This is a genomic window from Chitinibacter bivalviorum (genome assembly GCF_013403565.1).
In the GTDB taxonomy this organism is placed as follows: domain Bacteria; phylum Pseudomonadota; class Gammaproteobacteria; order Burkholderiales; family Chitinibacteraceae; genus Chitinibacter; species Chitinibacter bivalviorum.
Genome location: NZ_CP058627.1, coordinates 588222 through 614345, shown reverse-complemented (window position 1 = coordinate 614345; position 26124 = coordinate 588222). Strand labels below are relative to the sequence as shown.

26 protein-coding genes are annotated in these 26124 nt (G+C 48.2%); 15 read left to right on the top strand and 11 right to left on the bottom strand.

The window, feature by feature from the left end; all coding sequences use genetic code 11:
• Nucleotides 1-92: 92 nt before the first annotated feature.
• The 3 genes from dbpA to HQ393_RS02835 all read right to left on the bottom strand — a co-directional run bounded on the left by dbpA (nucleotide 93) and on the right by HQ393_RS02835 (nucleotide 2870).
• Nucleotides 93-1487 (bottom strand): ATP-dependent RNA helicase DbpA, encoded by a 1395-nt coding sequence (gene dbpA, locus HQ393_RS02845; RefSeq protein WP_179357356.1) that lies wholly within the window; start codon nucleotides 1485-1487, stop codon nucleotides 93-95.
• A 243-nt stretch (nucleotides 1488-1730) separates the two neighbouring features.
• Entirely contained in the window at nucleotides 1731-2060 is a 330-nt protein-coding gene (locus HQ393_RS02840) for an AzlD domain-containing protein (protein ID WP_179357355.1), read from the bottom strand.
• Between the two features lie 87 nt (nucleotides 2061-2147).
• Complete coding sequence (locus HQ393_RS02835; RefSeq protein WP_246307934.1) at nucleotides 2148-2870, bottom strand: AzlC family ABC transporter permease; 723 nt, start codon at nucleotides 2868-2870, stop codon at nucleotides 2148-2150.
• 225 nt (nucleotides 2871-3095) lie between these two features.
• Between HQ393_RS02835 and HQ393_RS02830 the strand changes: the two genes are divergently transcribed.
• The 4 genes from HQ393_RS02830 to HQ393_RS02815 all read left to right on the top strand — a co-directional run bounded on the left by HQ393_RS02830 (nucleotide 3096) and on the right by HQ393_RS02815 (nucleotide 6339).
• The gene (locus HQ393_RS02830) at nucleotides 3096-3920 is read left to right on the top strand and encodes a flagellin N-terminal helical domain-containing protein (protein WP_179357354.1); all 825 of its coding nucleotides are present in this window, start codon (nucleotides 3096-3098) and stop codon (nucleotides 3918-3920) included.
• A gap of 174 nt (nucleotides 3921-4094) precedes the next feature.
• Nucleotides 4095-4628 carry a chorismate--pyruvate lyase family protein gene (locus HQ393_RS02825; RefSeq protein WP_179357353.1) on the top strand — a complete coding sequence of 178 codons (534 nt, stop codon included), beginning with the start codon at nucleotides 4095-4097 and terminating at the stop codon, nucleotides 4626-4628.
• Nucleotides 4625-5488, top strand: a complete 864-nt coding sequence (gene ubiA / locus HQ393_RS02820) for a 4-hydroxybenzoate octaprenyltransferase (RefSeq protein WP_179357352.1) — start codon at nucleotides 4625-4627, stop codon at nucleotides 5486-5488. Before HQ393_RS02825 ends, ubiA begins: the two co-directional genes overlap by 4 nt.
• A complete protein-coding gene (locus tag HQ393_RS02815) occupies nucleotides 5488-6339 on the top strand; it encodes a hypothetical protein (protein ID WP_179357351.1) in 852 nt (283 codons plus the stop codon). Before ubiA ends, HQ393_RS02815 begins: the two co-directional genes overlap by 1 nt.
• 4 nt (nucleotides 6340-6343) lie before the next feature.
• Here HQ393_RS02815 and HQ393_RS02810 read toward each other — a convergent pair whose 3' ends face one another.
• From HQ393_RS02810 to HQ393_RS02800, 3 genes are all read right to left on the bottom strand, one after another.
• Nucleotides 6344-8074, bottom strand: a complete 1731-nt coding sequence (locus tag HQ393_RS02810; protein ID WP_179357350.1) for a SpoIIE family protein phosphatase — start codon at nucleotides 8072-8074, stop codon at nucleotides 6344-6346.
• Between the two features lie 13 nt (nucleotides 8075-8087).
• Nucleotides 8088-8393: an STAS domain-containing protein gene (locus HQ393_RS02805; RefSeq protein ID WP_179357349.1), complete on the bottom strand. Its 306-nt coding sequence runs from the start codon at nucleotides 8391-8393 to the stop codon at nucleotides 8088-8090.
• Between the two features lie 83 nt (nucleotides 8394-8476).
• On the bottom strand, nucleotides 8477-9664 hold the full coding sequence (locus HQ393_RS02800) for a sensor histidine kinase (RefSeq protein WP_179357348.1): 1188 nt from the start codon (nucleotides 9662-9664) through the stop codon (nucleotides 8477-8479).
• A 192-nt stretch (nucleotides 9665-9856) separates the two neighbouring features.
• On the opposite strand from HQ393_RS02800, the gene HQ393_RS02795 reads away from it, so the two are divergent.
• From HQ393_RS02795 to HQ393_RS02765, 7 genes are all read left to right on the top strand, one after another.
• Complete coding sequence (locus tag HQ393_RS02795; RefSeq protein ID WP_179357347.1) at nucleotides 9857-10819, top strand: chemotaxis protein; 963 nt, start codon at nucleotides 9857-9859, stop codon at nucleotides 10817-10819.
• A gap of 23 nt (nucleotides 10820-10842) precedes the next feature.
• Entirely contained in the window at nucleotides 10843-11784 is a 942-nt protein-coding gene (locus HQ393_RS02790; RefSeq protein ID WP_179357346.1) for a chemotaxis protein, read from the top strand.
• Nucleotides 11785-11846: 62 nt separating this feature from the next.
• Nucleotides 11847-12236 carry a chemotaxis response regulator CheY gene (gene cheY, locus HQ393_RS02785; protein WP_179357345.1) on the top strand — a complete coding sequence of 130 codons (390 nt, stop codon included), beginning with the start codon at nucleotides 11847-11849 and terminating at the stop codon, nucleotides 12234-12236.
• Between the two features lie 40 nt (nucleotides 12237-12276).
• Nucleotides 12277-13032, top strand: coding sequence for a protein phosphatase CheZ (gene cheZ, locus HQ393_RS02780; RefSeq protein WP_179357344.1), 756 nt, complete (start codon nucleotides 12277-12279; stop codon nucleotides 13030-13032).
• A gap of 22 nt (nucleotides 13033-13054) precedes the next feature.
• Nucleotides 13055-14986 (top strand): chemotaxis protein CheA, encoded by a 1932-nt coding sequence (locus tag HQ393_RS02775; protein ID WP_179357343.1) that lies wholly within the window; start codon nucleotides 13055-13057, stop codon nucleotides 14984-14986.
• A 75-nt stretch (nucleotides 14987-15061) separates the two neighbouring features.
• Nucleotides 15062-16282: an EAL and HDOD domain-containing protein gene (locus HQ393_RS02770; RefSeq protein WP_179357342.1), complete on the top strand. Its 1221-nt coding sequence runs from the start codon at nucleotides 15062-15064 to the stop codon at nucleotides 16280-16282.
• A gap of 65 nt (nucleotides 16283-16347) precedes the next feature.
• Complete coding sequence (locus HQ393_RS02765; protein WP_179357341.1) at nucleotides 16348-16671, top strand: hypothetical protein; 324 nt, start codon at nucleotides 16348-16350, stop codon at nucleotides 16669-16671.
• 4 nt (nucleotides 16672-16675) lie between these two features.
• Here HQ393_RS02765 and HQ393_RS02760 read toward each other — a convergent pair whose 3' ends face one another.
• Nucleotides 16676-16999 carry a hypothetical protein gene (locus HQ393_RS02760; protein ID WP_179357340.1) on the bottom strand — a complete coding sequence of 108 codons (324 nt, stop codon included), beginning with the start codon at nucleotides 16997-16999 and terminating at the stop codon, nucleotides 16676-16678.
• A gap of 81 nt (nucleotides 17000-17080) precedes the next feature.
• Nucleotides 17081-17941: a KPN_02809 family neutral zinc metallopeptidase gene (ypfJ, locus tag HQ393_RS02755; RefSeq protein ID WP_179357339.1), complete on the bottom strand. Its 861-nt coding sequence runs from the start codon at nucleotides 17939-17941 to the stop codon at nucleotides 17081-17083.
• Nucleotides 17942-18015: 74 nt separating this feature from the next.
• Here ypfJ and HQ393_RS02750 point away from each other — a divergent pair, with 74 nt between their 5' ends.
• A complete protein-coding gene (locus tag HQ393_RS02750; protein ID WP_246307933.1) occupies nucleotides 18016-20358 on the top strand; it encodes a DNA internalization-related competence protein ComEC/Rec2 in 2343 nt (780 codons plus the stop codon).
• Nucleotides 20355-21146, top strand: coding sequence for an MOSC domain-containing protein (locus tag HQ393_RS02745; RefSeq protein WP_179357337.1), 792 nt, complete (start codon nucleotides 20355-20357; stop codon nucleotides 21144-21146). Before HQ393_RS02750 ends, HQ393_RS02745 begins: the two co-directional genes overlap by 4 nt.
• Here the strand turns inward: HQ393_RS02745 and HQ393_RS02740 are convergent.
• The 3 genes from HQ393_RS02740 to HQ393_RS02730 all read right to left on the bottom strand — a co-directional run bounded on the left by HQ393_RS02740 (nucleotide 21139) and on the right by HQ393_RS02730 (nucleotide 23091).
• The gene (locus HQ393_RS02740; protein WP_179357336.1) at nucleotides 21139-21810 is read right to left on the bottom strand and encodes a DUF502 domain-containing protein; all 672 of its coding nucleotides are present in this window, start codon (nucleotides 21808-21810) and stop codon (nucleotides 21139-21141) included. The genes HQ393_RS02745 and HQ393_RS02740 overlap by 8 nt on opposite strands.
• A gap of 100 nt (nucleotides 21811-21910) precedes the next feature.
• Entirely contained in the window at nucleotides 21911-22531 is a 621-nt protein-coding gene (locus tag HQ393_RS02735) for a CDP-alcohol phosphatidyltransferase family protein (protein WP_179357335.1), read from the bottom strand.
• A 29-nt stretch (nucleotides 22532-22560) separates the two neighbouring features.
• Complete coding sequence (locus HQ393_RS02730; RefSeq protein ID WP_179357334.1) at nucleotides 22561-23091, bottom strand: gamma carbonic anhydrase family protein; 531 nt, start codon at nucleotides 23089-23091, stop codon at nucleotides 22561-22563.
• A 96-nt stretch (nucleotides 23092-23187) separates the two neighbouring features.
• Between HQ393_RS02730 and HQ393_RS02725 the strand changes: the two genes are divergently transcribed.
• Both HQ393_RS02725 and HQ393_RS17505 read left to right on the top strand, forming a co-directional pair.
• Nucleotides 23188-25254, top strand: a complete 2067-nt coding sequence (locus HQ393_RS02725) for a M3 family metallopeptidase (RefSeq protein ID WP_179357333.1) — start codon at nucleotides 23188-23190, stop codon at nucleotides 25252-25254.
• Between the two features lie 201 nt (nucleotides 25255-25455).
• Nucleotides 25456-26115 carry a PEP-CTERM sorting domain-containing protein gene (locus HQ393_RS17505; RefSeq protein ID WP_218871273.1) on the top strand — a complete coding sequence of 220 codons (660 nt, stop codon included), beginning with the start codon at nucleotides 25456-25458 and terminating at the stop codon, nucleotides 26113-26115.
• Nucleotides 26116-26124 lie beyond the last annotated feature (9 nt).

Genomic DNA, 26124 nt, shown 5'->3' with positions numbered 1-26124 from the left:
CCAAGGCCAAAAACAACAAAGGGTATGCAAGCAAAGATCAATCCAATATTAATCTTCAGTCACATACCCCAGCATAGATATCAGCTAGCCGCTTAAATCATCCGCACTTTCACGGCTTTGCCTTTCAATTTGCCTTTGTCATTACCTAAGCGTTTAATCACTTGCATCGCATGGCGACGATCAACGGCGACGTAGGTTTGAAACTCAAACAAATCGATTTTACCGATGGCTTCAAATTCCAAGCCGCCATCGCCCGTCAGTGCGCCGACGATATCGCCCGGGCGCACTTTTTGTTTGCGCCCCGCGTCAAAGCACAGCGTCGCCATTTTGGCGGGCAGCGCAAAATCGCCTTCTACGGTGAGGTTTTCTTCGCGCCCTTTGGGCAATTCGTTATCGAGATATTCCTCGATCAGGCGTTGGCGCTTCACTTGGCTAGGTGATACCAGACTCACCGCGTGGCCTTTATTGCCGGCGCGGCCAGTACGACCGATACGGTGCACATACACCTCAGGATCGTACGGCAACTCGTAATTCACCACCAATGACAACTCTTTAATATCCAAGCCGCGCGCGGCCATATCGGTCGCGACCAAAATCGGGCAACTGCCATTGGCAAAACGGACCAGCATCAAATCGCGGTCGCGCTGATCGAGCTCGCCATGCAGCGCAATCGCGTCAAAACCATCTTCAACCAGCGAATCGGCCAGCGCCATACAATCAGCACGGGTATTACAAAACACCACGCTCGATACTGGCTGATAATGCGCGAAAATGCGCTTCATCAGATCGGGTTTATCGGCGTTGTCCTTCACCGCAAAGATCGCCTGCTCGATATACGATTGATCGTGCAACGCCTCGACCGTCACTTCGACCGGGCTGCGCTGAATGCTGGCCGACAATTTGCGAATCCCCTCGGGGTAGGTCGCCGAGAACAACAAAGTCTGACGCCATTTGGGCAAAAAGCTGATCACGTCTTGCACTTCGCCACCAAAGCCCATATCGAGCATACGATCAGCTTCATCGAGCACCAGCGTGCTCACTTGCTTTACGATCAGCGTTTCTTTGTGCAAATGATCCTGAATCCGACCCGGCGTCCCCACCACAACATGCGCGCCGTGTGCCAGCGATGCAGCCTGCGGCGCCAGCGGCGTACCACCGCACAAGGTCAGAATCTTCAGATTCGGTAAATGGCGACCCAAGCGACGCAGATCTTTACTCACCTGATCGGCCAGCTCGCGCGTCGGGCACAAAATCAGCGCCTGTGGGCGAAAGAGCGTCAGATTGAGCTTATGCAACACGCCAATACCAAATGCCGCTGTTTTGCCACTGCCCGTTTTGGCTTTGGCAATCAGATCTCGGCCATCGAGCACCAGCGGCAAGCTGGCGGCCTGAATCGGCGTCATAAACTCATAACCGAGCGAATCTAGATTATCGTGCCAATCGATAGAAAGCTGCTCTAGGGTGGTAAATGGCGTTTTTTGTGACATAGATGGATGCGGCCTTTTTGAATGACGGTCAGTATTCAGCTCAGCCCATAGGGCTCGGTCTAGCGCGCTCAAAGCGCGAATTTCGACATTTTGCCCGAGTATTGTACTGACAACTGAACACAAACGGCCTTGCTTAGGATTGATCCCCTAACAGCAAAGCCGTTGAATAATTGAATGAATTTAGCCTATTTTACCTGATCCGCCCCCATACCTGTCAGGATTTATTCCCCAATACGCAGCACCCTAGTAGCCAAACAGACTGCGTAGCGCGAAATACACCATCATCCCGACTCCAATCGCCAGCAAGAGGCGCTTGCTTTTCCACATCACGCAAGCCGTTGCCAGCATGCCCCACAGCGCTGGATTTTGCCACTGGGCATTCAATTGCCCCTGCGCGATAAATACTTCCGGCACAATAATCGCCGTTAAAACCGCCACTGGCACATAGGCCATGGCCTGCCGTAAACGGGGTGGCAAACGATCGCCGACGCCAGGCAAGAAAAACACCACTCGCACGCCGTAGGTCACCAGCGCCATTCCTGCCAGCATGAGAATTAAGTTGGGTATATCCATCTACGCATTTACCTTATTTATCTTTATTAATATACCCATACCAACTGCAACACAATCGGCTTCAAGATGCGACTCAAAAGCATGCAATCAGCGCGGCTGAGAAACCCAGCGATCGGCATATAGCCCGGCACTTACGCCAGCAAACACGGCCAACAGCAAGCCTAATTTATAGGGCAATCCATTACACAGCAGCGCAGTGAGCCCCGCCAGCAAGGCCGCACATATTTGCGCACGCGACACCAGCATGGGTACGACGATGCCGGTAAAAGTCGCCACCATCGCAAACTCCAAGCCCCAGTGTTGAATTTCAGGAATCGCTTGACCAAGCCCAATCCCGATGGCGGTAAACAACAGCCACGTTCCGCCATTACACACGCCTGAGCCCAACATATACGCACCGATGGGGGCGATCTGCTGATTAATCCCGCCCTGCACGGCGGCAAAGGTTTCATCCGTTAGGAAATAAGCCAATCCAGCGCGCCGCCAAAAGGGCAAATAGGCCAACGGCCCCTGCAAAGTCGCGCTATACAAGGCATGACGGACATTCACAACCAAGGTAGTCAGCACAATCACCGGCCAGCTCGCGCTCGCCGCCAGCAGCGTCAAGGCCAAAAACTGCGCTGAGCCTGCATAGACACACAGCGACATCGCCAACGCCGCCCACGGCGGCAATCCGGATGGCGCAGCCAAAGTACCAAAAATCAGCCCAAATGGCGCAACGCCCAATTGCATCGGCAAGGTCGCCAAAAAACCAGCGCGAAATGCGGTCATTTGCGGCGTTGTTGGGCGAAAAATTGAAGATTTCATCATGCCAACATGCTAAGTGAGATCAGCGCTGCACTCCAGCACAATCACCTGCTCAATACAGCGCAACAGTTTGCCGCGACGCAGGCCTAGTTTGAAACTAAACCCAAGTACACCGGTCTTATGCTCTGATAGCGAGCGAAACCGTCAGTCACCCATAATCGCTAAAGCATTGATTCAGTGCTATTTTTAAGCTGTATATTTTGATCACTACCCCAGCGGAGGCTCAAAATGATGGTCACTCCCAATACCAATCTGCCCTCTCTATCAGCGCAGCGTTTTACCAATAGCGCGCAAGAGGCGCAAAACAAAAACCTGACGGCGCTTTCATCTGGCAAGCGGATTAATTCTGCCGCCGATGATGCCGCAGGCTCGGCGATTGTTGAGCGCTTCGCCGCCCAGATTTTAGGCAATAGCCAAGGGATTCGTAATCTAAACGACGCCGTGTCCTTATCGCAAACGGCCGAAGGCGCGCTTTCCTCAATTTCAGACAATACCGCCCGCATTCGCGAGCTAACTGTGGCGGCGGGCAATAGCACTTTGTCGGCGAGCGATCGGCAGGCGATGCAAGCCGAAGTCAATCAACTGAGCCAAAGCAATCAGGACATCATAAAAAATACCGAATTTAATGGGCAGGCCATTTTGCAAGGCGGTAATTTCAACTTTCAAGGCGGGGCCAACGCTGATCAACAACTGAGTCTGAACACCAGCAACCTCGCTAGCAACAATGCCTTGGGTACAACTTCAGGCCAAATTGATTTATCCAGCAGCGCGTCCGCCAGCGCCAGCTTGTCGCTGTTGGATCAAAATCTGCAAACGATTAGTGGTGAACGCAGTAATTTAGGCGCGTTCCAAAATCGCATTGAGTCGAGCATCAATAATTTACAAACCAGTGTCGAGAACCAATCCGCCGCCAAAAGCCGCATTGCCGATACTGATTACGCCTCTCAAACCGCCGCTCTGGCACAAAATGCGATTCGCGCCGAGGCCGGTCTGGCGATGCAAGCGCTAGCCAATGCATCGAGCAAGCAAGTCTTGAGCTTATTAGGATCATAATGCATGGGTATATCAATCCAGATGTTTATTTAAATGGCCTTTATTGATATACCCAGATCATATTTATAACAATTACCGTTAGCAAATCAGCATCTGCACAGCAGCAAGTGCACGAGTAAAACGGCAAGGCGCGCTTGTGGCATAATCGCGGCATTGCCGACTGAAGCTATCTGTATGCCCCACACCGCCTTTTGGCGCACCCCGCTCGTTCGCGCGCCGCGCGATTTACGCCCCTGGCTTAGCGAGCGAGGCTCATTGACGCGACGTTTAATCTCCCATTTTCCGCAGTTCTCTGTCCGTGTCTTGCGGCAAGGTTTTTATCCGCCACACCAAGATGAACGCGCGATACTCGGCCTCACGAATGCATTAGTGGCGACGCGCGAGGTCTTATTGTGTTCAGCTGGCCAAGCCGTGATCTACGCGCATAGCATTACCCAGCGTGGCAGCTTAAAGCGTGGGTTTCATTTGTTTGGCCGCACCGGGAGTCGGCCACTCGGTGCGCTATTATTTGCCGACCCAACGATCAAACGCTCAGCACTGGCGTGGCGACAGCTCAATCGCCGTCATCCGCTCTGGCAACAAGCGGTGGCCGCCGCAGGGCCACAGGCACGCACTTTATGGGCCAGAAGGTCGATCTTTTATGCGGGCCAAGATCAATTGCTGGTCACCGAAGTCTTTTTATCACCGCCATTTCATTCTGCGCCATGACACTTCAGCACCGACTTTCGATTTACTACCGCCTCGCCCGAATGGACAAGCCCATTGGCACCTTGCTGCTACTGTGGCCCACCCTATGGGGGCTGTGGATTGCAGGCACTGGCCGGCCAGATTGGTCTTTGGTCGTCATATTTTGCTTGGGTACTTTTTTGATGCGCTCAGCCGGATGCGTCATCAATGACTGGGCTGATCGAGACTTTGATGGGCATGTAGCCCGCACGCAAGCACGCCCTTTGGCCGCGGGTGAAATTCGTTCACGCGAAGCTTTATACTTGGCCGCAGCAATGGCTTTGCTCGCCCTGCTGATTGCTTTACCGCTCAATACGCTAGCTCTGAGCCTGACGATCCCAGCGCTATTTCTGGCCGCCAGCTATCCATTTACCAAGCGTTTTTTACCGGTGCCTCAAGCCTACCTAGGCATCGCATTCAGTTTTGGCATTCCGATGGCCTTTGCCGCGCAGCGCGGGGAAATCCCTCTGCTTGCTTGGGCGATGATGTTGGCCAATTTACTGTGGACCGTCGCCTACGACACCGAATACGCCATCGTTGACAAACCCGATGATCTAAAAATCGGCATCAAAACATCTGCCATTACTTTCGGCCAATACGATGTGGCTGCCGTAATGCTATGCCACGCCGGATTTATTGCCGTAATGTATTTGATCGGTCAATGGGTGCCGATGGGAACGATTTATTATCTGGGACTTGGACTGGCGAGCGCGTTGATATTGTTGCAGTACCCGCAAATTCGTCATCGCGATCGCTCAGCTTGTTTTGCCGCATTTTTGAGCAACAATCGCGTGGGCGCGGTCATATTTGCCGCAATCGCGCTGGATTTTTGGATTCGATAATGAGTCTCTTCAAGCCACTGAGTGACGCAGAGCAATGCTGGCTGATTTTATTATTATCGGACCTTGAATCCGGCCATGCACGCCAATGGTATTGGTTGGAAATAGCACAAACGCTAGCCCCCGCCACCCGCACCCCACGAGTACATGCACTAGGTATGGTCGTAAGAACCATTGGCATTAATGCTTGCAGCAATATACTCATCAGACTAAAAATCAAAGGTGCGCATCTTTATCAGCAAGCTGCGAATTGTCAGACTGAGTTTTTCCAGCAAAAACTCAATGATGCCTTACTTTTCTCTGGGTCACTGATGGCATTGCTGGCGGGTGTACAACGCTTAGCGGCGAGTCAACAATTTGCAGCGTGGTGCTTGGGGCTAGGTGGTGCGGCCTGGCAAATATGGCAAGTCATCCGCAAAAACCCAGCTCGCAACACCGCAGACACATTAGATGCAGAAAACGCACTCCCGGGATCAGAAGCGAGTTTAGGCTTGCCCAGCATCTTATTGGCGGCAGGAATCAAACCGGAAGTCAGCCTCACCTTAGTCAAAGGCTTAAAAAATGATTGCGATGCTTTTTTGCCGCCATTACTCCATAATTTACCGGCTTTAGCCCCCACTACTGAGTTCAGCCCCTTCCAGAAGGCCGGCGTAGCTGCAGCACCTTGGCTACTACTGGCGTATATCAATAGCTGGATTATTGGGCACTTGCCCCACTATTGGGGTGTAGCAGGAGGATTTGCGTGGATGGCGGGGATCGCGATTGTTTCAGCAAAGACGCCAAAAGCATGGCATTTGCTATTTGCGAGCTGGCTAGGTTGTTTTGGGCTAGCCAGTCTGAGTCATTATATTTGAGCAATTAAGTTGCTTTGGGTGGCATGTAATACACTTCAACTTCGTTCCCCAAGCCTATATATTGCACCTTCATCGCTAGGGCACGAACTAAAGTGACACCTCGTCCAAAGCTATCCGATGGAATCGCACTTTTATCGTTAGCATTGTAGGTATCAGCCCAATCAAAGCCGAGGCCACTGTCTTTGAGGCGGATTTTTAAAACTTCAGAATCTTTATATTTCAAACCCATCAAATCAATTTCAATCTTGCCTTCTTGCAAATTCGCTAATCGTTCAGCTCTTTGTGCCAAATAGCTTTCCATACCATCAGGATCGGATTTCATTTTTGAATCCATCAACAATAAACCATGATCCAGCGCATTCACAAAAAGCTCAGTTAAAATCAAAAAGACATCTGATTGAACATGCGTTAAGGTTTTGATTTCCTTCACAAAGGACATCATAAACGGAATGGTATTGAGGTAGCGCAGCTCTTGCGCACTCAAAATCAAGCTATAGCGCCAATTACAATCGGCCGTTTGACTAAATTGCGGCGAGATATCTTCAAATTTTTCAACATTAGTTTCAACAGGGGCCGCTTTGTTAAGCTCTAAACCATCGACTCCGAATTGCGCCACCACCAGTGAAACATCATCATGATGCTGTTCACCAGCTAGAAATTCACTTAACTCAGCTTGCACATTCGCAATCATTGAATCTTTAGATGATTTAGCTAACGTCGCTAACAGCGCATCAAGACCAAACTCTGCTTTTTGTTTATTTCGTGCCTCAACCAAACCATCCGAATAAGCCACAATAAAGCCAGGCTCTTTGAAGTACAGCCGTTCAGGCACTAAATCCAAAGAATGAGATGGCACAATGCCCAAAGGCAGGTTGCCAGAATTGCAAACGCGACTCACCTCTCCTTGCGCATTGAGAACCTGAATAGGTGGCATGCCACCATTCCAGACCTCAACGGTGCCGCCCACTTCATCGATCGAAATTAAAGCGACACATACGAAGCGCCCGATCGGCAAGACCTGCCGAACCTTGCTATTCATTTCAAACAGAATATCGCTGATTGAATAGCCTTTTTCAGTCATGCTGTAAAAAGGTTGAGTCAGAGGCAGAACATTGAGCGCGGCGGTGAGCCCATGCCCAATACCATCGGCAAGCAATATATGCAAAGCTTGACCTGGAGTGCGAGCAGCGGCAATCAAGTCGCCAGACAGGCTCTCGGCGGGTGAGAGCCAATATTCAAATTGTGGATCAGCAAGTCGTTCAGAATTGACCATTTGTTCCATCAAATGGCGAACGACCCGCTTTTCTTCTTCAGCATGTTCATAGTAATCAGCAAGGGTCTGAGATTGCTCTCTGACCTTGCGATTCAGGTCAAGCGTACGCCCAAAGGCTTTGAGCTTGGCCTCAAGAACACGAAAATTGACTGGTTTATTGATGTAGTCATCTGCACCGCGCTCAATTGCATCCGCCAGTGCATTTTCTTCGCCGACCCCAGTCACAAAAACAATGGGCACCCAAGTTGCACCCGACTCAGCTTTGATCTGCACCGCAGCTTCGGGGCCAGACATAATGGGCATCATGACATCCATTAATACCAGATCTGGACGTTCAGCTCGCCATACATCAATGGCTTCTTGGCCGTTTCGAGCCAAGATAGCTTGATGACCTAAAGCCTCAACAAATCGAGAGATGAGTAAAAGTATCGCCTCGGTATCGTCAACGACTAAGATCTTCATGAAATGCCTATTTTCAGCGAATTGTAAAAATCTTACCGAAACAAGCGATTTCTAGTACTTGCTTCACGGTATCTCTGCAGTTCACCAGAGCGAGTGTTTTGCTCGCCGCAGAAATTTTTTCCTTCAACAGAAGCAACATGCCCAGTGCTGAACTATCCAGGTAGTTTACATTTTGAAAGTCTACGAGGACTTCTTTAATGTCTGGATTGGTGATGATAGATTCACACACTTGGCGAAACTCACGATGAGCACTGAAATCAAACTGCCCCGACAAGATCACTCGGCCTACACTGCCTTCAATTTGTACCGTAGGAGTCATGCTTATATCAACCTTTCGCTAAGCTGTAATTTAAAAAACGAACATTCGCAATTGTCGCTGGTTTGTTCAACTAGCAAACAAACTTACCCTTGTCCTGACACATTAGTTGCCTCTAGCACGCGAGGCAAGCAAATCTTAAAAACACTACCGAAATTTGGAGTTGAGGTAACACTTACCTCACCACCATAGCTTGAAATTAAATTACGAACGATTGCAAGCCCTAAACCCGTTCCACCCTTACGCGTCGTAAAAAATGGCTCGAATAGGCGCTCAAGGGTTGCCTTTGGAATACCAACTCCCGAATCAATAATCGAGATTTCTACTTGCCCCGCATTTAGTTCTAATTTGCAGATAACGTGCTGCCCCGGTTTAGACGCTTGGCATGCGTTCTCTAGTAAGTTGCCAATTGCACCACTGAGCTCTTTAAAGTTGGCTAATACTTTGGTATCAACCAAGTTATTTTGCAGATCAATTTGCAACCCTGATGGCTCAAAAATAGACCTTACCTCTGCCAACGCGTCTTGCACCACCTCACCAATTGACACAGATGAGACCTCCTGCGGCTGCCCGCGCACAAAAAGCAGCATATTTTGCACTAAGACTTCAAGGCGCTTTAAACGCTCAGTTGCTTTAGCCGCAAATTTAATGCGATCAGCCTCTAGCAATTGCTCTCTTTGTAAATGACCAACATACAATAAAGCTGCAGCCATCGGCGTTCTAAGCTGATGCGCTAACCCAGCTGCCATCTGCCCCATTGCAACTAAGCGCTCATTACGCGCCAAAATTTCGCGCATCTCCACTGCTGAACTGACGTCGTGCAAAAGCACAACAGAAACGGCTTCTTCAGAAATCTTTACCTGTTCAATAGTGAAATATTTTTTTATTGCTTCTGCATTAAACTCGTAGATGGTAGTTTCGCTAGTTACAGTGAAATGGCGGTAAAAAAACTCATCCCAGTTCAATCCGTCAAGCGAGCGGCCCAACAAGTCCAGTGCGCGTTCATTACAGCGAACAATCAGGCCCAACTCAGAGACCTCTAGCACCCCAGCAGGCAATCGATCAAGCAGCAAACTGAGTCGCCGGGACAACACAGCCTTCTCTTCATACTGCTGCTTTAGATTGCCATTTGCAACGGCTAACTGTTCTGTTAGTGACGCAACATCCTGCTGCAAAACTGCATAAGCATTTGATAATTGATGAGAAGCTTCGGTAAAAAGAGCAAATGCCTCTTCAAGCTCCTTGGAATTGATTTGCTGGTCTTCGCTTGCCACAGAAATGCGTCCTTGTTGCTTTGCTATTTTTGCATTATAAATGGCTTAATCACAGCGGTTACGATTGATTGTAATGCGACTATCGAATCAACCTGAGCAAATCTGAATGACAGCGTGTTTCCCCTAAAGTAAACGTGTGAACATGCCGATATTCATAAGCTCTGCTCAACGACGAAAACATGGAGCCAGCACGTGTCAGAACTTCTCAAAAATATTGATGCACGGACCAAACTAGCCGGCACAAACAAGCTAGAGATTCTGCTGTTCACACTGGGCTTAGATCAACGCTCAGGTCGACGCGAAACATTTGGCATTAATGTGTTCAAAGTTCGTGAAGTAATGCGTACACCTGAAATTACCCAAGCTCCAGACATGCCGTCTTCCGTAGAAGGTATGGTCAGCCTGCGCGGCTCATTAGTGCCAGTCATTGATTTAGCACGCTACGCAGGCATTCAAACCGAAAGCCGACCAGAAATTATGATCGTATCTGAGTACAACGGTCACACCCAAGGTTTTTTAGTTGAAGCTGTTGATACTATTTTGCGACTCGATTGGTCTGTTATGCGAGTACCGCCCGATATGCTAACCATGCAAATGGGTGGACTAGTCACTGCGGTGACAGAGCTAGAAAATGGCAAGCTAGTCATGATGCTTGATGTAGAAAAGGTGCTAGCAGAAACAACGCAAAATAGCAATCGGGTCGACACATCAACCGTGATTCAAAATCAGAAAGTGATCAATAAAACTGTATTTTTTGCTGATGACTCCCTAGTAGCAAGAAGTCAGATTGAACAGACCCTCGATGCAATGGACATCCGGCACATACATGCAATCAATGGGAAAAGAGCGTGGGATGAGCTTCTTCGAATCGCACAAGCAGCAGAAATTCAAGGTGTCGCAGTTAAAGATATGATCCATTTAGTACTTACCGATGTTGAAATGCCAGAAATGGATGGATATATGCTGACAAAACAAATTAAAAGCGACCCACGCTTCGCAGGTATACCAGTCCTAATGCACTCATCTTTGTCTGGCTTATCAAATCAAAAACTAGGACAGTCAGTCGGTGTAGATGGATACGTTGCTAAATTTGAGCCACATAAATTATCGCAAAGTATTGCAAATTTTTTATTGCGCAATGAAACAAGCAACTAGAAACATTCGTATTGGAGCCCTCCATGAGCAAGTCTGAACAAACAAATTTACTCGATACAGTTGATGCGCGCACCAAGCTTGCAGGCTCCAATAAAATGGAAATTCTGTTGTTTACGCTCGGTACTAGAGAAATATTTGGAATTAATGTATTCAAGGTTCGTGAAGTTTCCCAGACACCCAAAATAACCAAAACACCTAATATGCCCCATGGCGTAGAGGGGGTATTGTCTCTACGCGGCAATATCATTCCAGTCATCGCTCTTGCACGGTTTGTTGCGACCCAAGAAATGCCGACAGGCGACACCACCAGCACAATGATCGTGACTGAGTTTTCTAAACATACTCAAGCATTTCTGGTTCACGATGTGGATCGTATTATTCGTGTTGACTGGGACAAAGTTCGGGCACCTGAAACTATGCTCGCAGGAAATCAGGCATTAATTACTGCAATCACTGAATTACCAGATGGAAAATTAGTATCAATTTTAGATGTTGAACAAATTCTAGCTACCGTGATCGGTGAGCCCGTTATTCCTGACCTACCTACTTCACATATCAGCCCTGAGACGTTTATGTTTTTTGTTGATGATTCTTTGGTCGCACGCAAAGAAATCGTCAGTGTTCTTGATAAAATTGGCGTGAAATACCATCAAGCTAACAATGGCAAAGAGGCATGGGATAAATTGCAAAACCTTGCCAATCGTGCTGTTCACGATGGCGAGTATTTGAAAGATAAACTCAAATTAATTCTTGTTGATGCTGAAATGCCAGAAATGGATGGTTATGTATTAACTAAACATATTAAATCAGATCATCGCTTCCAAGGTATTCCAGTTGTTATGCACTCTTCACTATCTTCAAACGCAAATCGCGCTATGGGTGCAAGTGTTGGAGTTGATGCCTACGTAGCTAAGTTTGACCCATTTATTCTAGCAGATACTTTAAGCCCTCTTTTGGCCAATTAAGTATTTGTAATTATTTAATAATATTAATGCATTATTTTTATAGTGCTGACTTGGAGTAAGTTATGGCAGATCAGAACATGCGTTTTCTCGTGGTAGACGATTTTTCTACCATGCGTCGCATTGTCCGAAATCTTCTAAAGGAACTCGGATTTACTAATGTTGACGAGGCTGAAGATGGTCAGGTCGCACTACATAAACTAAAAAACGGGCAATTTGAATTTGTTGTAACCGATTGGAATATGCCAAATATGACAGGAATTGAATTGCTTAAAGCAATTCGTTCTGATGCCCAGCTCAAACACCTCCCTGTGTTGATGGTGACGGCAGAAGCTAAAAAAGAAAATATCATTGAAGCAGCAACTGCAGGTGCAAGTGGTTATGTAGTTAAACCATTTACAGCAGCTACACTCGATGAAAAGCTCAAAAAGATTTTTGCCAATATGAGTAAGTAATTTACCGCACAAAAATTAAATTTATGCACAGGAGAAGACTGTGAGTGATCCAGCAATGCAAGGCGGTGATTCCGTAGATTTAGAAGCACTTTTCGACAGCATCGTACAGGCAAATCAGACTGACACTGTTGAATCAGCAACGCCCACAGCTCAAGCGGCTACTTCAGAAGCACAAACGACATCAGAAATGGCCGAACCAGCCAAATCAATGTTTTCTCATATCGGCCATCTGACACGTAAATTACATGACACGCTTTGCGAGTTAGGCCTAGATAAATCTCTTGAATCAGCTGCCAGCTCAATTCCTGATGCACGTGATCGCTTATCGTATGTCGCTACAATGACTGAGCAAGCAGCAGAAAGAACCCTTAATGCACTTGATGTTGCCAAACCATTGCAAGATAGTATTACCGAACAATCCACAGCATTATCTAGAGAATGGGATCGCTTTTTTGCTAAAGAATTGTCTGTAGACGAATTCAAGCATTTGGTTGAAAGAACACGAGCCCACCTCGCAACTACGACAAAGCAATCAGAGCAAGTAAGCAACCAAATGCTCGAGATTATGATGGCACAAGACTTCCAAGATCTAACGGGTCAAGTAATTAAAAAAGTCTTGGTCATGGCAAAAGAGATGGAATCTCATTTGCTAGATTTTCTGTTGATGTTTAATCCAACAGCAAAAACGGAAGACACGGGCCTTTTAAACGGACCAGTCGTGAAATCCGAAGGTCGTACTGACGTTGTAACAAATCAAGAGCAAGTTGACGACTTATTAGAAAGCCTCGGCTTCTAAAATCAAGGCCAAGGAGAAAATCATGAGTGATTTCGCAGGCATGGAAGACTTACTGCAGGACTTTTTAACAGAGTCCTCAGAACTACTTTCAGAAGTAGATAATAAGTTAGTTGAACTTGAAAAACGGCCAGACGATCGTGCACTACTTAATGATATCTTTCGCGGTTTTCACACCATTAAAGGTGGTGCAGGATTTTTGAATGTTGATGCAATGGTTGGCCTGTGCCATCGAACAGAAAACCTGTTCGATAAACTGCGTAATGGCGAACTACAACTCAATCCTGAAATTATGGACGAAATCCTTGCCGCTACAGGCGTCGTTCGCGATATGTTTGGAGCGATGTCACAATCACGTCTTCCGTCACCCGTAGATCCCGCACTCTTACAAGCGCTAGACGATGTTCTCGAAGGACGTCAAACATCTAACACGGCAGCGCCAACCACTTTGAATATCGAACCTACACCGATCCAGTCTCAGCCTGCAGCCCCTACTTCGGTCAACCATGCTCAAGAACAAACTGGTCACGATTGGCAAGGACTCTATAACTCCCTATTGAATGAAACTAGCAATCAAAAAGAATCGTCCTCTGTAATAGAGTCTACAGCTGTGCGTATCGAGCCCGTAGAAGAAGCAAATCCAACGCAGTTGATTTCTGAGCCTATGCTCAGCTTAAAACCAGCAGCAGCTTCACCCGTTGCGCCACGTGCTCAAGCCACAAACAGCCAACAATTGGCAACACAAGAAACCACCATTCGTATTGATACCGTCCGACTGGATCAAGTACTCAATTTGTCGGGCGAAATTGGCTTAACTAAAAACCGGCTAACGACCCTTCGCACCGATATTATGTCGGGCAAAATGGATGGCGTTACACTAAAAGCCCTGGATGAAGCAATTGGGCAATTGGATCTTTTGGTTGGTGACCTACAAAATGCTGTGATGAAAACACGGATGCAGCCTATTGGTCGTTTATTCCAAAAATACCCTCGTTTGGCACGCGATTTAGCTCGCCAAATGGGCAAAGATGTTGAATTAATTATTTCCGGCGAAGAAACCGAGCTTGATAAGACCATGCTCGAGGATTTGAACGACCCACTGGTTCACTTAGTAAGAAATGCAGTAGACCACGGGGTTGAAACAACAGAAGAACGCATTGCTTCAGGAAAACCTGCAAAAGCAGTAGTTGAATTATCTGCAACTCAGGTTGGCGACCACATCCGAATTGAAATCACCGATGATGGCCGTGGAATGCGGCCAGATGTAATTCGCAGAAAGGCTCTTGAGAAGGGCTTGATTGACATAGAAACTGCCAATAGTTTGGATGACAAGCAATCTTTGCAACTCATCTTCTTGCCTGGATTCTCAACTAAAGATCAAATATCGAGTGTTTCAGGTCGTGGCGTAGGGATGGATGTTGTCAAAACGAATATTCAAAAGTTGAATGGTCGGGTTGATATTCAATCGGTAGTTGGGGACGGCTCTCGCTTTACCATATCTTTGCCACTGACCCTAGCAATTCTGCCCGTATTGGTAGTAAAAGTGTGCGATCAACCATTTGCAGTTCCATTGGCCATGGTTCGCGAAATTATTACTATCCGCCAAGAGCAAGTACAAGAAGTGTCAGGCAGAGCAACGATTGTTGTTCGTGATGAGATTTTGTCGGTTAGATCACTAGCCAATTTGATTGGCTGGCAAGAAGTACAGATCCCTCAATTTGGTGTACTAATGCAATCTGCCGAACACTCGTTTATTTTGGCTGTTGACAGCTTTATTGGTCGTGATGATGTTGTGATCAAACCGTTACAGCACATTCGCCCTAAAGGTATTGCAGGTGCAACCTTATCTGGTGATGGTTCGATCGTATTGGTCTTGGATATGGAAGATCTGCTTGCTTCCGCTAATGCCGATAATTCAGCCATCAAGACCTCTCGTTTTGCTCAACAGTTCTCTTGAATGGACTGATGTTGCAATATAATATCAGCACTAACTAATATTAAATCTTAGGAAGCGGCTCAGGCCACGGGAAATATGAACCAAGAACATGCATTTATCGGGCGCCAGCCTATTCTGAATCGGCAGCAGCAGATTATTGGTTACGAGCTGCTGTTTCGCTTAAATAAGGAAGCAGTCACTGCTGACTTCTCTAGCGATATGCAGGCGGGCACCAATGTTTTGGTCAACACCATATCAAACATGGGGACTGATTGGCTCGTCGGCAATAAAATTGCTTTTATCAATGTCGCTGAATCCATGTTGGAAAGTAACTTCCTCGAGTTACTTCAACCTCAACGAGTTGTGTTAGAAATTGTCGAAACAACTCAACCATCGCCTGAGTTGCTAACCCGACTTGCTGATTTGCGCGCACAAGGGTTTGGGATCGCCCTTGATGACTTCATTTTGACGCCGCAAACAGCGCCGATGATTGAGTTCGCCAATTACATCAAGCTCGATATTCAGCAATTAGGATTGGCTCAAGTTCCAGCGCTTTCAAAGGAATTGCGACGCCATCCTATTTTGCAAGTCGCAGAAAAAGTAGAAACCAAGGATGAATTTAAGCAATGCCTAGACATTGGTATGGATTGCTTCCAAGGTTATTACTTTGCTCATCCAGAGACTTTATCGGCCAAAGTAATCAACCCCGGTTATGCCAACATTCTTAATTTGCTCAATATGTTGCGTAACAATGCAGAAATACGCGACATTGAAAACGCATTAAAACGTGATGTTGCTCTTTCTTTCAAATTGCTGCGTTATATCAACTCAGCAGGGTTTGGCTTGTCATGTGAGATTCAATCATTCCGTCATGCCGTAACGATTTTGGGCTATCAAAAATTATATCGCTGGCTCACCTTGTTGTTAGTTACCGCCGGTGCTGAAACAGGTTCTCCACCTGCTCTACTAAAAACGGCAGTAACACGCGGTCGTCTTGTCGAGTTACTTGGTGCTCATTTACTGGATGGTCAGGACAAGGACAATCTGTTTATTGTTGGTATGTTCTCATTACTTGATGTATTGCTCGACATGCCAATGGATAACATCTTGGAAACCTTGATTCTGCCCGAGTCGGTTAGCGATGCCTTGCTATTTAGAACTGGGATTTATGGTCCATTCCTCGAGTTAGCAGAAGCATGTGAAGACCCCGAAATGTCGGAAGTCCCACGCTTATGCGAACAACTGCAAATTACGCCTGATATGCTCAATAAAGCACATGTGCAGTCACTCAATTGGGTTGAAGAACTAGGGGTTTAACCACCAAAATTGAAAAAACCACGCTCAGACGTGGTTTTTTTATTTGGATATATCAGAGGGCTGCCATGATTTTCGTAGAAAGAAATGCAAGAGGTGAAATCATCGCCATCTATCAAGAGGAACGAGCTGGAGCCACCGAGCAGTTGGCACACAATGACCCCAGCGTTCTTCATTTTCTCGGCTCAACAAATACGGACCTGAGCCATTCAGACATAGTCTTAATTCGAGTCATCGAAGACTTAGTCGACGTACTGATCCAAAAAAATCTTCTCCGACTTACCGATTTGCCAGTTGCAGCTCAAGAAAAATTGCTATCACGCAAAACCTTACGCAAACGTTTGAGTAATAGCTTAGATTTGCTCGTCGATAGTGAACAAGGCTTGCTTTAAGTGATTACTTTTTATCCGCTTGCCGCTGAGTAAACTTATACCGCTCAGCAACCAACTGCTCTGAAAGATTGGCATCCGTGAGAGTTAACCCCAGCTCTGCAGCCCGCTTTTTCATATCTTCTTTGCATTTAGTTTGCACTTCTGCTGGCGCAGCGAATTCACCAAACATTAATTTGCCGCAATCAGCCAAAATTTGCTTAAATTGTTCAGGATTGGCGTTCAGCAGTGGATTTTGATAACGCGGATCTGTGGATTGGGATTGGGATTGGTTTTGAACAACCGCCTGATTTTCAGCTTTATCGCCACAGGCCACCAAATTGAGCGCCAACAATACCGCGAGACCATATTTAAGCATTTGCATTACTCCTCCTATTCTTGTGCGCATAATGTAACTGAAAAGTGCGGTCTTTTATAGCGCAACATTCGAATCAAAGGTGTTGCAAGCTTTTATGTCACCATTTTCCATTCCACGCTTAAACCAGCGCATCCTTTGTTCTGAACTACCATGAGTAAATGCATCGGGAACCACAGCATGACCAGCACTTTTCTGCAAGGTATCATCCCCGATGGCATTGGCTGCAGCCAACGCCTCGTCCATATCGGCAGCATCTAGCAAACCTCGCTGTGCGGCAGAATGCCCCCATACACCTGCAAAGCAATCGGCCTGAAGCTCTAAGCGCACCGAGAGCGCATTGCCCTCGGCTTTACTTAAGCGTTGTTGCTGTTGGTGGACTTTGGCTGAGAGACCCATCAAATTTTGGACGTGATGACCCACTTCATGAGCAATCACATAGGCTTGAGCAAAGTCACCTGGCGCACCAAACTTACGATGCAGCTCGTCAAAAAAAGCGTAGTCCAAATACACCTTTTGATCAGCAGGGCAATAAAATGGCCCCATCGCGGCACTGGCATTACCGCATGCAGATTTTACCGATCCCTGAAAAGAAACTAATTTAGGCAACTGATATTGCTGACCATGGGATTGGTAGATTTGCTGCCATGTATCTTCTGTATCACCCAATACCCGCGCTACAAACTCATGAGATTTAGCATCAACGGGTCGGGCTGCAGTTTGGGAGTGTGGCACTGCCCCTCCTTGCATCTGAGTGACCAAACCCAGTATTTCTAGTGGATTTTTTCCCAGCAATAATCCCAGCACGACCACAACGGCAATACCGCCAAGCCCTAGGCGCAGCCCACCACCTTGGCCAGATGATTGTCCGCCTACTTCTTCTACGTTTTGGCTTTCACGCATTTTATCCCAGCGCATGTTTCTCTCTCCCAGTCTGATTCAATGCTCAAGCATCGACTTGTAATGTACTAGTAATTCGGCTAGCAATAAGCATGAATCTTAGCCAAATTTCTACGCGCTGTAACACCTTGTTTGCTTATTATGCCGTCCTATGTGCATTTATTGCGGGTGTGATCAGCAGCCAACTGCAAAGCAAGTTTTGCCCTTGGCCGATTGTTGTCATTGTGACAGTTGCATGTGTTATAGGACTTTTGATTCGCCGCTATTTCATCTCAAATTTGGCAATCTGCGGGCTCATTTTCTGTCTCGGATTTACATGGGCGCAGTACCGTGCCAGCATACGTATCGCACAACGACTCCCCATTGAATTAGTCGGAAAAGTGGTCACGCTAGAAGGTGAAATTGCCTCTTTGCCCCAGAGTACTCAATATGGACTGATTTTTTTATTTCGCCCCCACAAAGCAATACCTGAACACAATTGGCAACCCGATCTGATCCAAGTATCGGCCTATGGCAAGGATCTACCCTTTCAAGCAGGTCAACGCTGGCAAATCAGCGCCAAATTAAAACCAGTTCATAGCCAAATCAATCCATCTGGCTTTGATTTAGAAAGCTGGTTTTTACAACAAAATATTGCCGCCACAGCTACCGTTAAAACCTATCAAGCAATAGAGGGGTTGAGCTGGGATAGTCAAATCCTACGCTGGCGCTCTCAAATAAGTACCCGCATTGCTCAACAACTGGGACATCACCCCTACATAGGAGTCATCAAAGCACTCACGATTGGCGATCAGAATCAAATCCCTAAAGATCAATGGCTGCGATTCTCGCAAACAGGAGTCACACATTTAATTTCAATCTCGGGCCTCCATATCACCATGCTGGCCGGTTTGATTGGCGGGGTTGCTGTCTTCTTATGGCGAAGAATGCCTATCTTCGCGTCACGCCTTGCGTCGCAAAGAGTTGGCATCATTGCAGGGGTATTGGCTGCAATTTCATACTCTATAACATCCGGAATGAGTATACCCACCCAAAGAACGGTAACCATGCTGATCATCGCTGCAATTTGTCTATGGCGAAATCAGCGCAGTCCAGTCAGCGCGGTCTGGCTACTGGCCCTTTCCATTGTCGTATTGATTGATCCATTTTCAGTGTTATCGATTGGATTTTGGCTTTCATTTCTGATTGTTGGCATCTTGCTCTGGGCCTGTGCAGGCCGAATTGCTGAAGCACAACAGTGGCGAGTCTGGCTCAATAGCCAATGGGCGGCCACCTTAGGTTCACTACCCTTACTGCTCGTCATTTTTGGCCAGTTCCCGCTGATTTCACCGCTGGCCAATGCCTTTGCCATCCCTTTGGTCAGCTTGATAGTGACACCGCTGGCCTTGCTCGGCCTGATTGAGCCCAGCGGCTTAGTGCTCAACTTTAGCGCCCAAATCATGGCTTGGTGCGACATAGGGCTAGCGTGGTGTGTCAGCTTACCTTTCGCAAGCTGGCAACACAGCCCGCCACCGCTGTATTTGTTGCCGGCGGCAATGTTGGGCGTGATGGTTTTGCTGCTACCGAAAGGCTTTGCTGCGCGCTATTTGGGTGGTGTTTTGTTATTACCCTTGGTGTTATATGCACCGCCCATGGTGCCAAATGGTGAGTTTCGATTAATTGCACTCGATGTTGGGCAAGGTTTATCGGTGCTCATCCAAACCGCTTCGCATGCGGTGCTGTTTGATACGGGGCAACTCCCCAACACCGACAGCACCCTGCTGCCAAGCTTGCGCAGCTTGAATGCCATGAAACTAGATGCGCTGATACTTTCGCACAATGACAACGACCATATCGGCGCAGCTCCAACGCTGCTTGCCCGCTGGCCGATTGGACAATTAATCCACTCTTTGCCTGCCGAGCATGCCTTATTGCAAGCTCAATACCAGCAGCATCGCCCCGTCAAATGCAGCGCCGGACAACACTGGCAATGGGATCAGGTGCAATTTGACATCATTTGGCCAAGCGCAAACTATGCTGTGGCGACCGATAATGCCCAAGGCTGCGTACTGCGGATTAGCAATGGCAAATACAGTGCCTTGATTACGGCAGATATTGGCAAAGCCGAAGAGGCTGCCCTCATTGCGGCGGGCTTAGCAAGGAGCGATATCCTCCTCGTTCCACACCATGGCAGCAAAACCTCGTCATCGCAGCCATTTATCTCCGCCACCCAAGCCCAATACGCCGTTTTCTCGGCGGGGTTTATGAATCGATTTGGTCATCCGAAACCAGAGATTATTGCGCGCTATCAATCCGCCAATGCCACCATTTTGCGCACTGACGAGCTAGGTGCATTGCGCTTTCAAGTCGGCCAGCAGATTCAAATGCAGGCCGAACGGCACATTCATCCGCACTATTGGTACACTAGCAGCGCTCTACAGGAAAATTCAGAATGATGCCCTCTCTAGCTGCACTTTACCGCTATCCGCTTAAATCAGGCCAAGCTCAAGCACTTCGACACAGTCAGGTTGGCCCGCAAGGCTTGCCACTCGATCGAGACTGGATGGTTGCTACGCCTGAAGGGCAATACATCACGGGGCGCACACACCCGCAATTGCTATTAATCACTGCAAGCCCTAGCGAAGATGGGGTTCATTTCAGTGCGCCCAATATGAGTGAGCTTTTTGTGCCCCATGGCGCATTTCAGCACCAGCAACAAGCAGATGTATGGGAAGTATTGTTTAGTGCCCGCAGCGGCTCACTCGAAGCAAATGCTTGGTTTTCAGCTTATCTAGAGCAAAATGTGATTTTAATGTGGATCGGCCTGGCGTCTCATCGCTACGTCAAGAATCGCCCTGAGGTACCCATCAGCTTTAGCGATGGTTATCCTCTACTTTTGATTGGGGAAGGCTCACTCAAGGAGCTGAATCGTCGCGCAGGCCAAGAATTCGATATGTTGCGCTTTCGCCCTAATCTGGTCGTGCGAAATACCGAGCCATTTGCTGAAGATCAGTGGAAGCACATTCGCATTGGCGACGTGGAGTTCGAAATCGCCAAGCCGTGCGAGCGTTGCGTCATGATTACACTTGACCCGCACAGTGCAGCAAAAGATCGTACACAAGAGCCTTTGCGCACGCTGGCGAAATTTCGCAAATTTCCCGAAGGCGTACTATTTGGCCAAAACATCATCGCCAAATCCTACGGGCAAATCCAGCTTGGTATGCCCGTAGAGCTCATTAGTTAAGAATCGTCGGACTCGTACCCGCCATTTTGGCCAAATTTGGCGGTGGCGTAATCCCCATCGAGACATAAATACTGGTTAATTTATCCACCCCAATGTTGGCCGGACGTATCCACTCTTTGGGCACATACAGCAAACCACCGCCAATGGGCACTGGGGCGGTCGGCACCAAGATCACCTGATATTCGCGCCCTTCAATCTCCACGGGCTCTGGATTGGGCATCAGCGCCAGAACGGCGACACCATCACCGCCAAACAGACACCACACCGGGCTCATCGCACCGATGTCGGCGTCTTGCTTTTGATCGAGCAAACCGACAAAACGATCGGTCAGATTATATAAAGTGCCAATCACAGGAATACGCCGTACGGTACGATCGACCAAGGCCGCCAGCGGCTTTTTCAAGCGCGATTGCACCACAATACCCAGTGGATAAATCGCGGCCATCAATAATAAAGTCCCCACCAGATATTCGAGGGCTGGATTATTCACAAAGCTCTGGCCAAAAAAAGCGAAAATCCGCCCAACAACGCTACTAGGCCCAATATAGCTATTGAGTAAATTGACCACCCAAGCCAGCAACGACATAGTGACCAGCAAAGGCAACAGAGCGAGTAGCCCCGCAAGCCAAGTGCGCAAAATACTGTTCAAACTTTTTTTAACCATACATCCTATTGACCTTTACAACACAAACTACAAATACCACCCTGATGTATTGGATTCAACATTAATATTTACAATACATTCAAAGCAATACATGCCTAACTTAGAGTTTAGGTATCCGAATACGGCTAATCATTAGCGAACCTGACACCGCAAACATCAAGGCCAGCGGATGCAGATGAAACCCCAGTAGGGTCACGGTTCCAAACCACAGCTGACTGCCAATCGCGCCTTGCGACACGGCAATGGTCAAGACCAAAATCAATAACAAAGAAGTCGGAATCGGCGTCCCTTCGAAATACTTCACCTTATCGCCCCCCGCCGACAACGTCTCGGCGGTGATGTTGTAGCGCGCCAAGCGTGACACGCCGCAAGCGACAAAAAACACCAAGATGATCCGGTCATACAAGCCTTGCATCCCGCAGGCATAGCCCATCACCGCTGGCGCGACACCAAAGGAAATCACATCGGCCAGCGAATCGAGCTCGCGCCCCAGCGCCGATGATTTTTGCCGCCAGCGTGCGATACGCCCGTCCAAAATATCAAACACCAAGGCAATAAAAATCAAGCCTGAGGCAAAGTGCAAATGCAATGGATCGGAGAGCTGCAAATACGACATCACAGCAAACAAGGCCCCCGTGCCACACACTGCATTGCCCAGCGTGAACCAGTCGGCCAAATGAAACTCGCGAATCATCGCGAATGGTTTTGGTTTATTCATCATTACCCTTTTGAAGACGATGGCCTATCAGGCTACGCGTCGCGGTATTTACTCATCAATTTTACGTAGTGTGCTGCCGAATATTTGAAATGCGCAATTTCATCTTCAGTTAAAGCGCGCACTTCTTTGGCGGGGCGTCCCATATACAAATACCCAGATTTGAGGACTTTGCCCGGTGGCACCAGTGATCCCGCGCCGATCATTACATGGTCTTGCACCACCACGCGATCGAGGACAATCGTACCCATCCCGATCAGGCATTCATTACCGATCGTGCAACCGTGCAGCATAACGCCATGGCCAATCGTGACGCGCTCGCCAATCACCAGCGGCGCCCCCAATGGGTCGTCAGGCCGTTTATGCGTCGTGTGCAGCACGCTGCAATCTTGTACATTTGAATCAGCACCGATATGAATATGGTTCACGTCGCCGCGCAGCACGGCGCCCGGCCAAATCGACACATTGCTACCGAGCTTCACTTCACCAATCACACTGGCCTGCGCATGGACCCAAGCGCCAGAGCCGATTTCGGGTGTAATGCCATCAAATTGTTCAATTGCCATGCCTATCACCTTGTTACGGTGCGCTTGCTTGAATTCATGCTGAACGCACCCATCTAAATATGATCTTCTGAACCGCATTCTACCTGAGAGCGCCCTATGACAACGACCTTCGTGAATAATTCGAACAATCCGCTGCTCGATTTATCTACCCTACCCCAGTATGCGTCAGTAAAGCCTGAGCATATTAATCCTGCGCTCGATACCCTGCTAGCCAATGCCAGTGCGGCAATCGCTGCGGCGGAAAATATCACCGAGCCTAGCTGGGATAGTCTGGCGGTATTGGAAGACCCGCTCGAACAACTTGGTCGCGCCTGGGGTGTGATTGGGCATCTGGAATCGGTGGTCAATACCCCCGAATTACGCGACGCCTACAATAGCAACATCCCGCGTATTTCAAATTTCTTTACCGAATTGGGGCAAAACGAAAAACTGTTTGCGCTGTATAAAGCAGTCAAAGAGCGCGAATACGCTGCGCTCAGCCCCACGCGCAAAGTGATTATCGACGACGCAATCCGTGGCTTTGTGCTCTCAGGCGCTGAATTACCTGCCGAGCAGAAAAACCGTTTCAAAGACATCGAAGAAAAACTCTCCGAGCTGACCACCCGCTTCTCGCAAAACGTACTCGATGCAACTGATGATTTTGCACTGTACGTGACCAAAGACGAACTGGCTGGCCTACCAGACGACAATCTGGCTGCCGCCGCTGCGCAAGCCGCGGCTGACGGCAAAACTGATTTATACAAAATCACGCTAAAAATGCCGAGCTACTTGCCGGTGATGCAATACGTGCAAAACCGCGCTTTGCGCGAGCAATTGTACAAAGCCTATGTCACGCGCGCCTCTGAGTTTGGCAAAGCGGATTGGGATAACGGCCAGTTGATTCCTGAAATATTGGCACTGAGACAGGAAAGCGCGCAATTGCTCGGCCACGAGAATTTTGGCGAAACTTCGCTCGTGACCAAAATGGCCGATAGCCCGGAACAAGTCATTTCATTCTTGAAAGGCCTCGCCGTGCGCGCCAAGCCATATATGCTGGAAGACCGTGCCGAGCTGGAAGCGTTTGCTAAAGCTGAATTTGGCATCGAGAAACTTGAAGCCTGGGATCTGGCCTTGGTTTCCGAGCGACTGCGCGAGCAAAAGTATTCGTTCAGCGAACAAGAAGTGAAGCAATATTTCACCGAACCCACGGTATTGGCGGGCCTATTCAAGCTGATTTCCGAGCTGTATGGCCTGCAATTCGTTCCTGCACAAGCCCCCGTGTGGCATACCGATGTACAGTATTTTGAATTGAAAAATAATGACGGCTCGCTGGTTGGTGGTTTGTATATGGATCTGCACGCGCGCGAAGGCAAGCAAGGCGGCGCGTGGATGAATGATGTGCGTGGTCGCAAACTCAAAGCCGATGGCACTGTGCAAACGCCAGTCGCGCTGATTGTGTGCAATTTCGCCAGCGGCGTGGATGGTAAAGACGCCATGCTGCCGCACGACGACGTGATTACGCTATTTCATGAAATGGGCCATGCCCTGCATCACCTGCTCACCGAAGTCGATGAGCTCGAAGTATCGGGCATCAGCGGTGTGGAATGGGATGCAGTTGAATTACCGAGCCAGTTTATGGAAAACTTTGCATGGGAATGGCAGGTATTGCCTGCACTGACTAAGCATATCGAGACTTCTGAGGCGATACCCCGCCCACTGTTCGATAAAATGCTGGCTGCGAAAAACTTCCACAGTGGCTCTGGCTTGCAGCGCCAACTCTATTTCTCGATCTTCGACATGGCGCTACATCAGAAATCAGAAGCCGTTTCGGCGGGTGATCTCACTGCGTTCGCCCAAGCCGTACAGCAAGAATTGGCACTGCCTTTGCCACCCGAATACAACCGTTTCCCGCAATCATTCAGCCATATTTTCGCGGGCGGCTATGCGGCAGGTTACTACAGCTATAAATGGGCTGAAGTATTAAGCGCCGACGCCTATGCGGCATTCGAAGAAGCAGCGGATCAAACTGGTAGCAGCGTGGTTAACCCGGCCGTAGGCGCGCGTTTCCGCAAGGAAATCCTCGCCGTGGGCGGCTCACGCCCTGCAGCCGAATCATTTGCCGCCTTCCGTGGTCGCGCTCCTGCGATTGATGCACTGTTGCGCCACAATGGTCTGAGCGATTGAAATAACAGCTAATTTTCAATTTCGATGATTCAACCCCGCTACGGCGGGGTTTTTTATTCCGAAAATTGAAGCTCGATCTTTGCTTACAAATACAAGCGCACTTTCCTGCAATTTAAGCAATAAAACAGACAAGTGGCGTTGATTCGAACTTTGTATTTGGTAAAATTCACGCTCAATAAAAATACAATGGAATTTTGAAATATGCGCAAAACACTGCTTGCTCTTGCATTAAGTATTCCCGCCTTTGCAAATGCAAATTTGATCAAAGATGGTAGCTTTGAATCGCCCAAATTAGCCAATCACACTTGGGGCGTATTCCAATCTGCAGGTGACACTTGGTTTACTTTGGCTGGTGCTGGCATCGAAATTCAACGCAATGTGACTGGCTCTGCTGCAGCGGGCAATCAATTCGTTGAACTGGATAGTTACAACAATAGCGAAATGTATCAGCGAGTGAACACTCAAAAAGGCCAAGCCTATAATCTGAGCTTTGATTTCACCGCACGCCCCAATACCAGCGCGCAAACCAATGGCTTGCAAGCTTTCTGGATTAACACACTGGGTAAAAATGCCAGCGCAGATTCAATCATCAAGGCAGCCAATGCCAATAGCTTGATTGCTGATTTGCACCCAACTGCCGTGTCAGCCAACACTTGGCAAACATTTAGTCAGCAAGTAATTGGCGCCAATTACAGCTTTCTCGTTTTCAAGGCCACTGGCAATTCCGACAGCCTCGGTACTTACCTTGATAATGTGAAATTAAACAAAGTAACAGCCCCTGTTCCAGAGCCAGAAACCTATGCATTGATGGGAATCGGTTTGGTGGGCCTCTTTGCCGCGCGCCGCCGCAAAGCCAAGTAAAACTGCTTC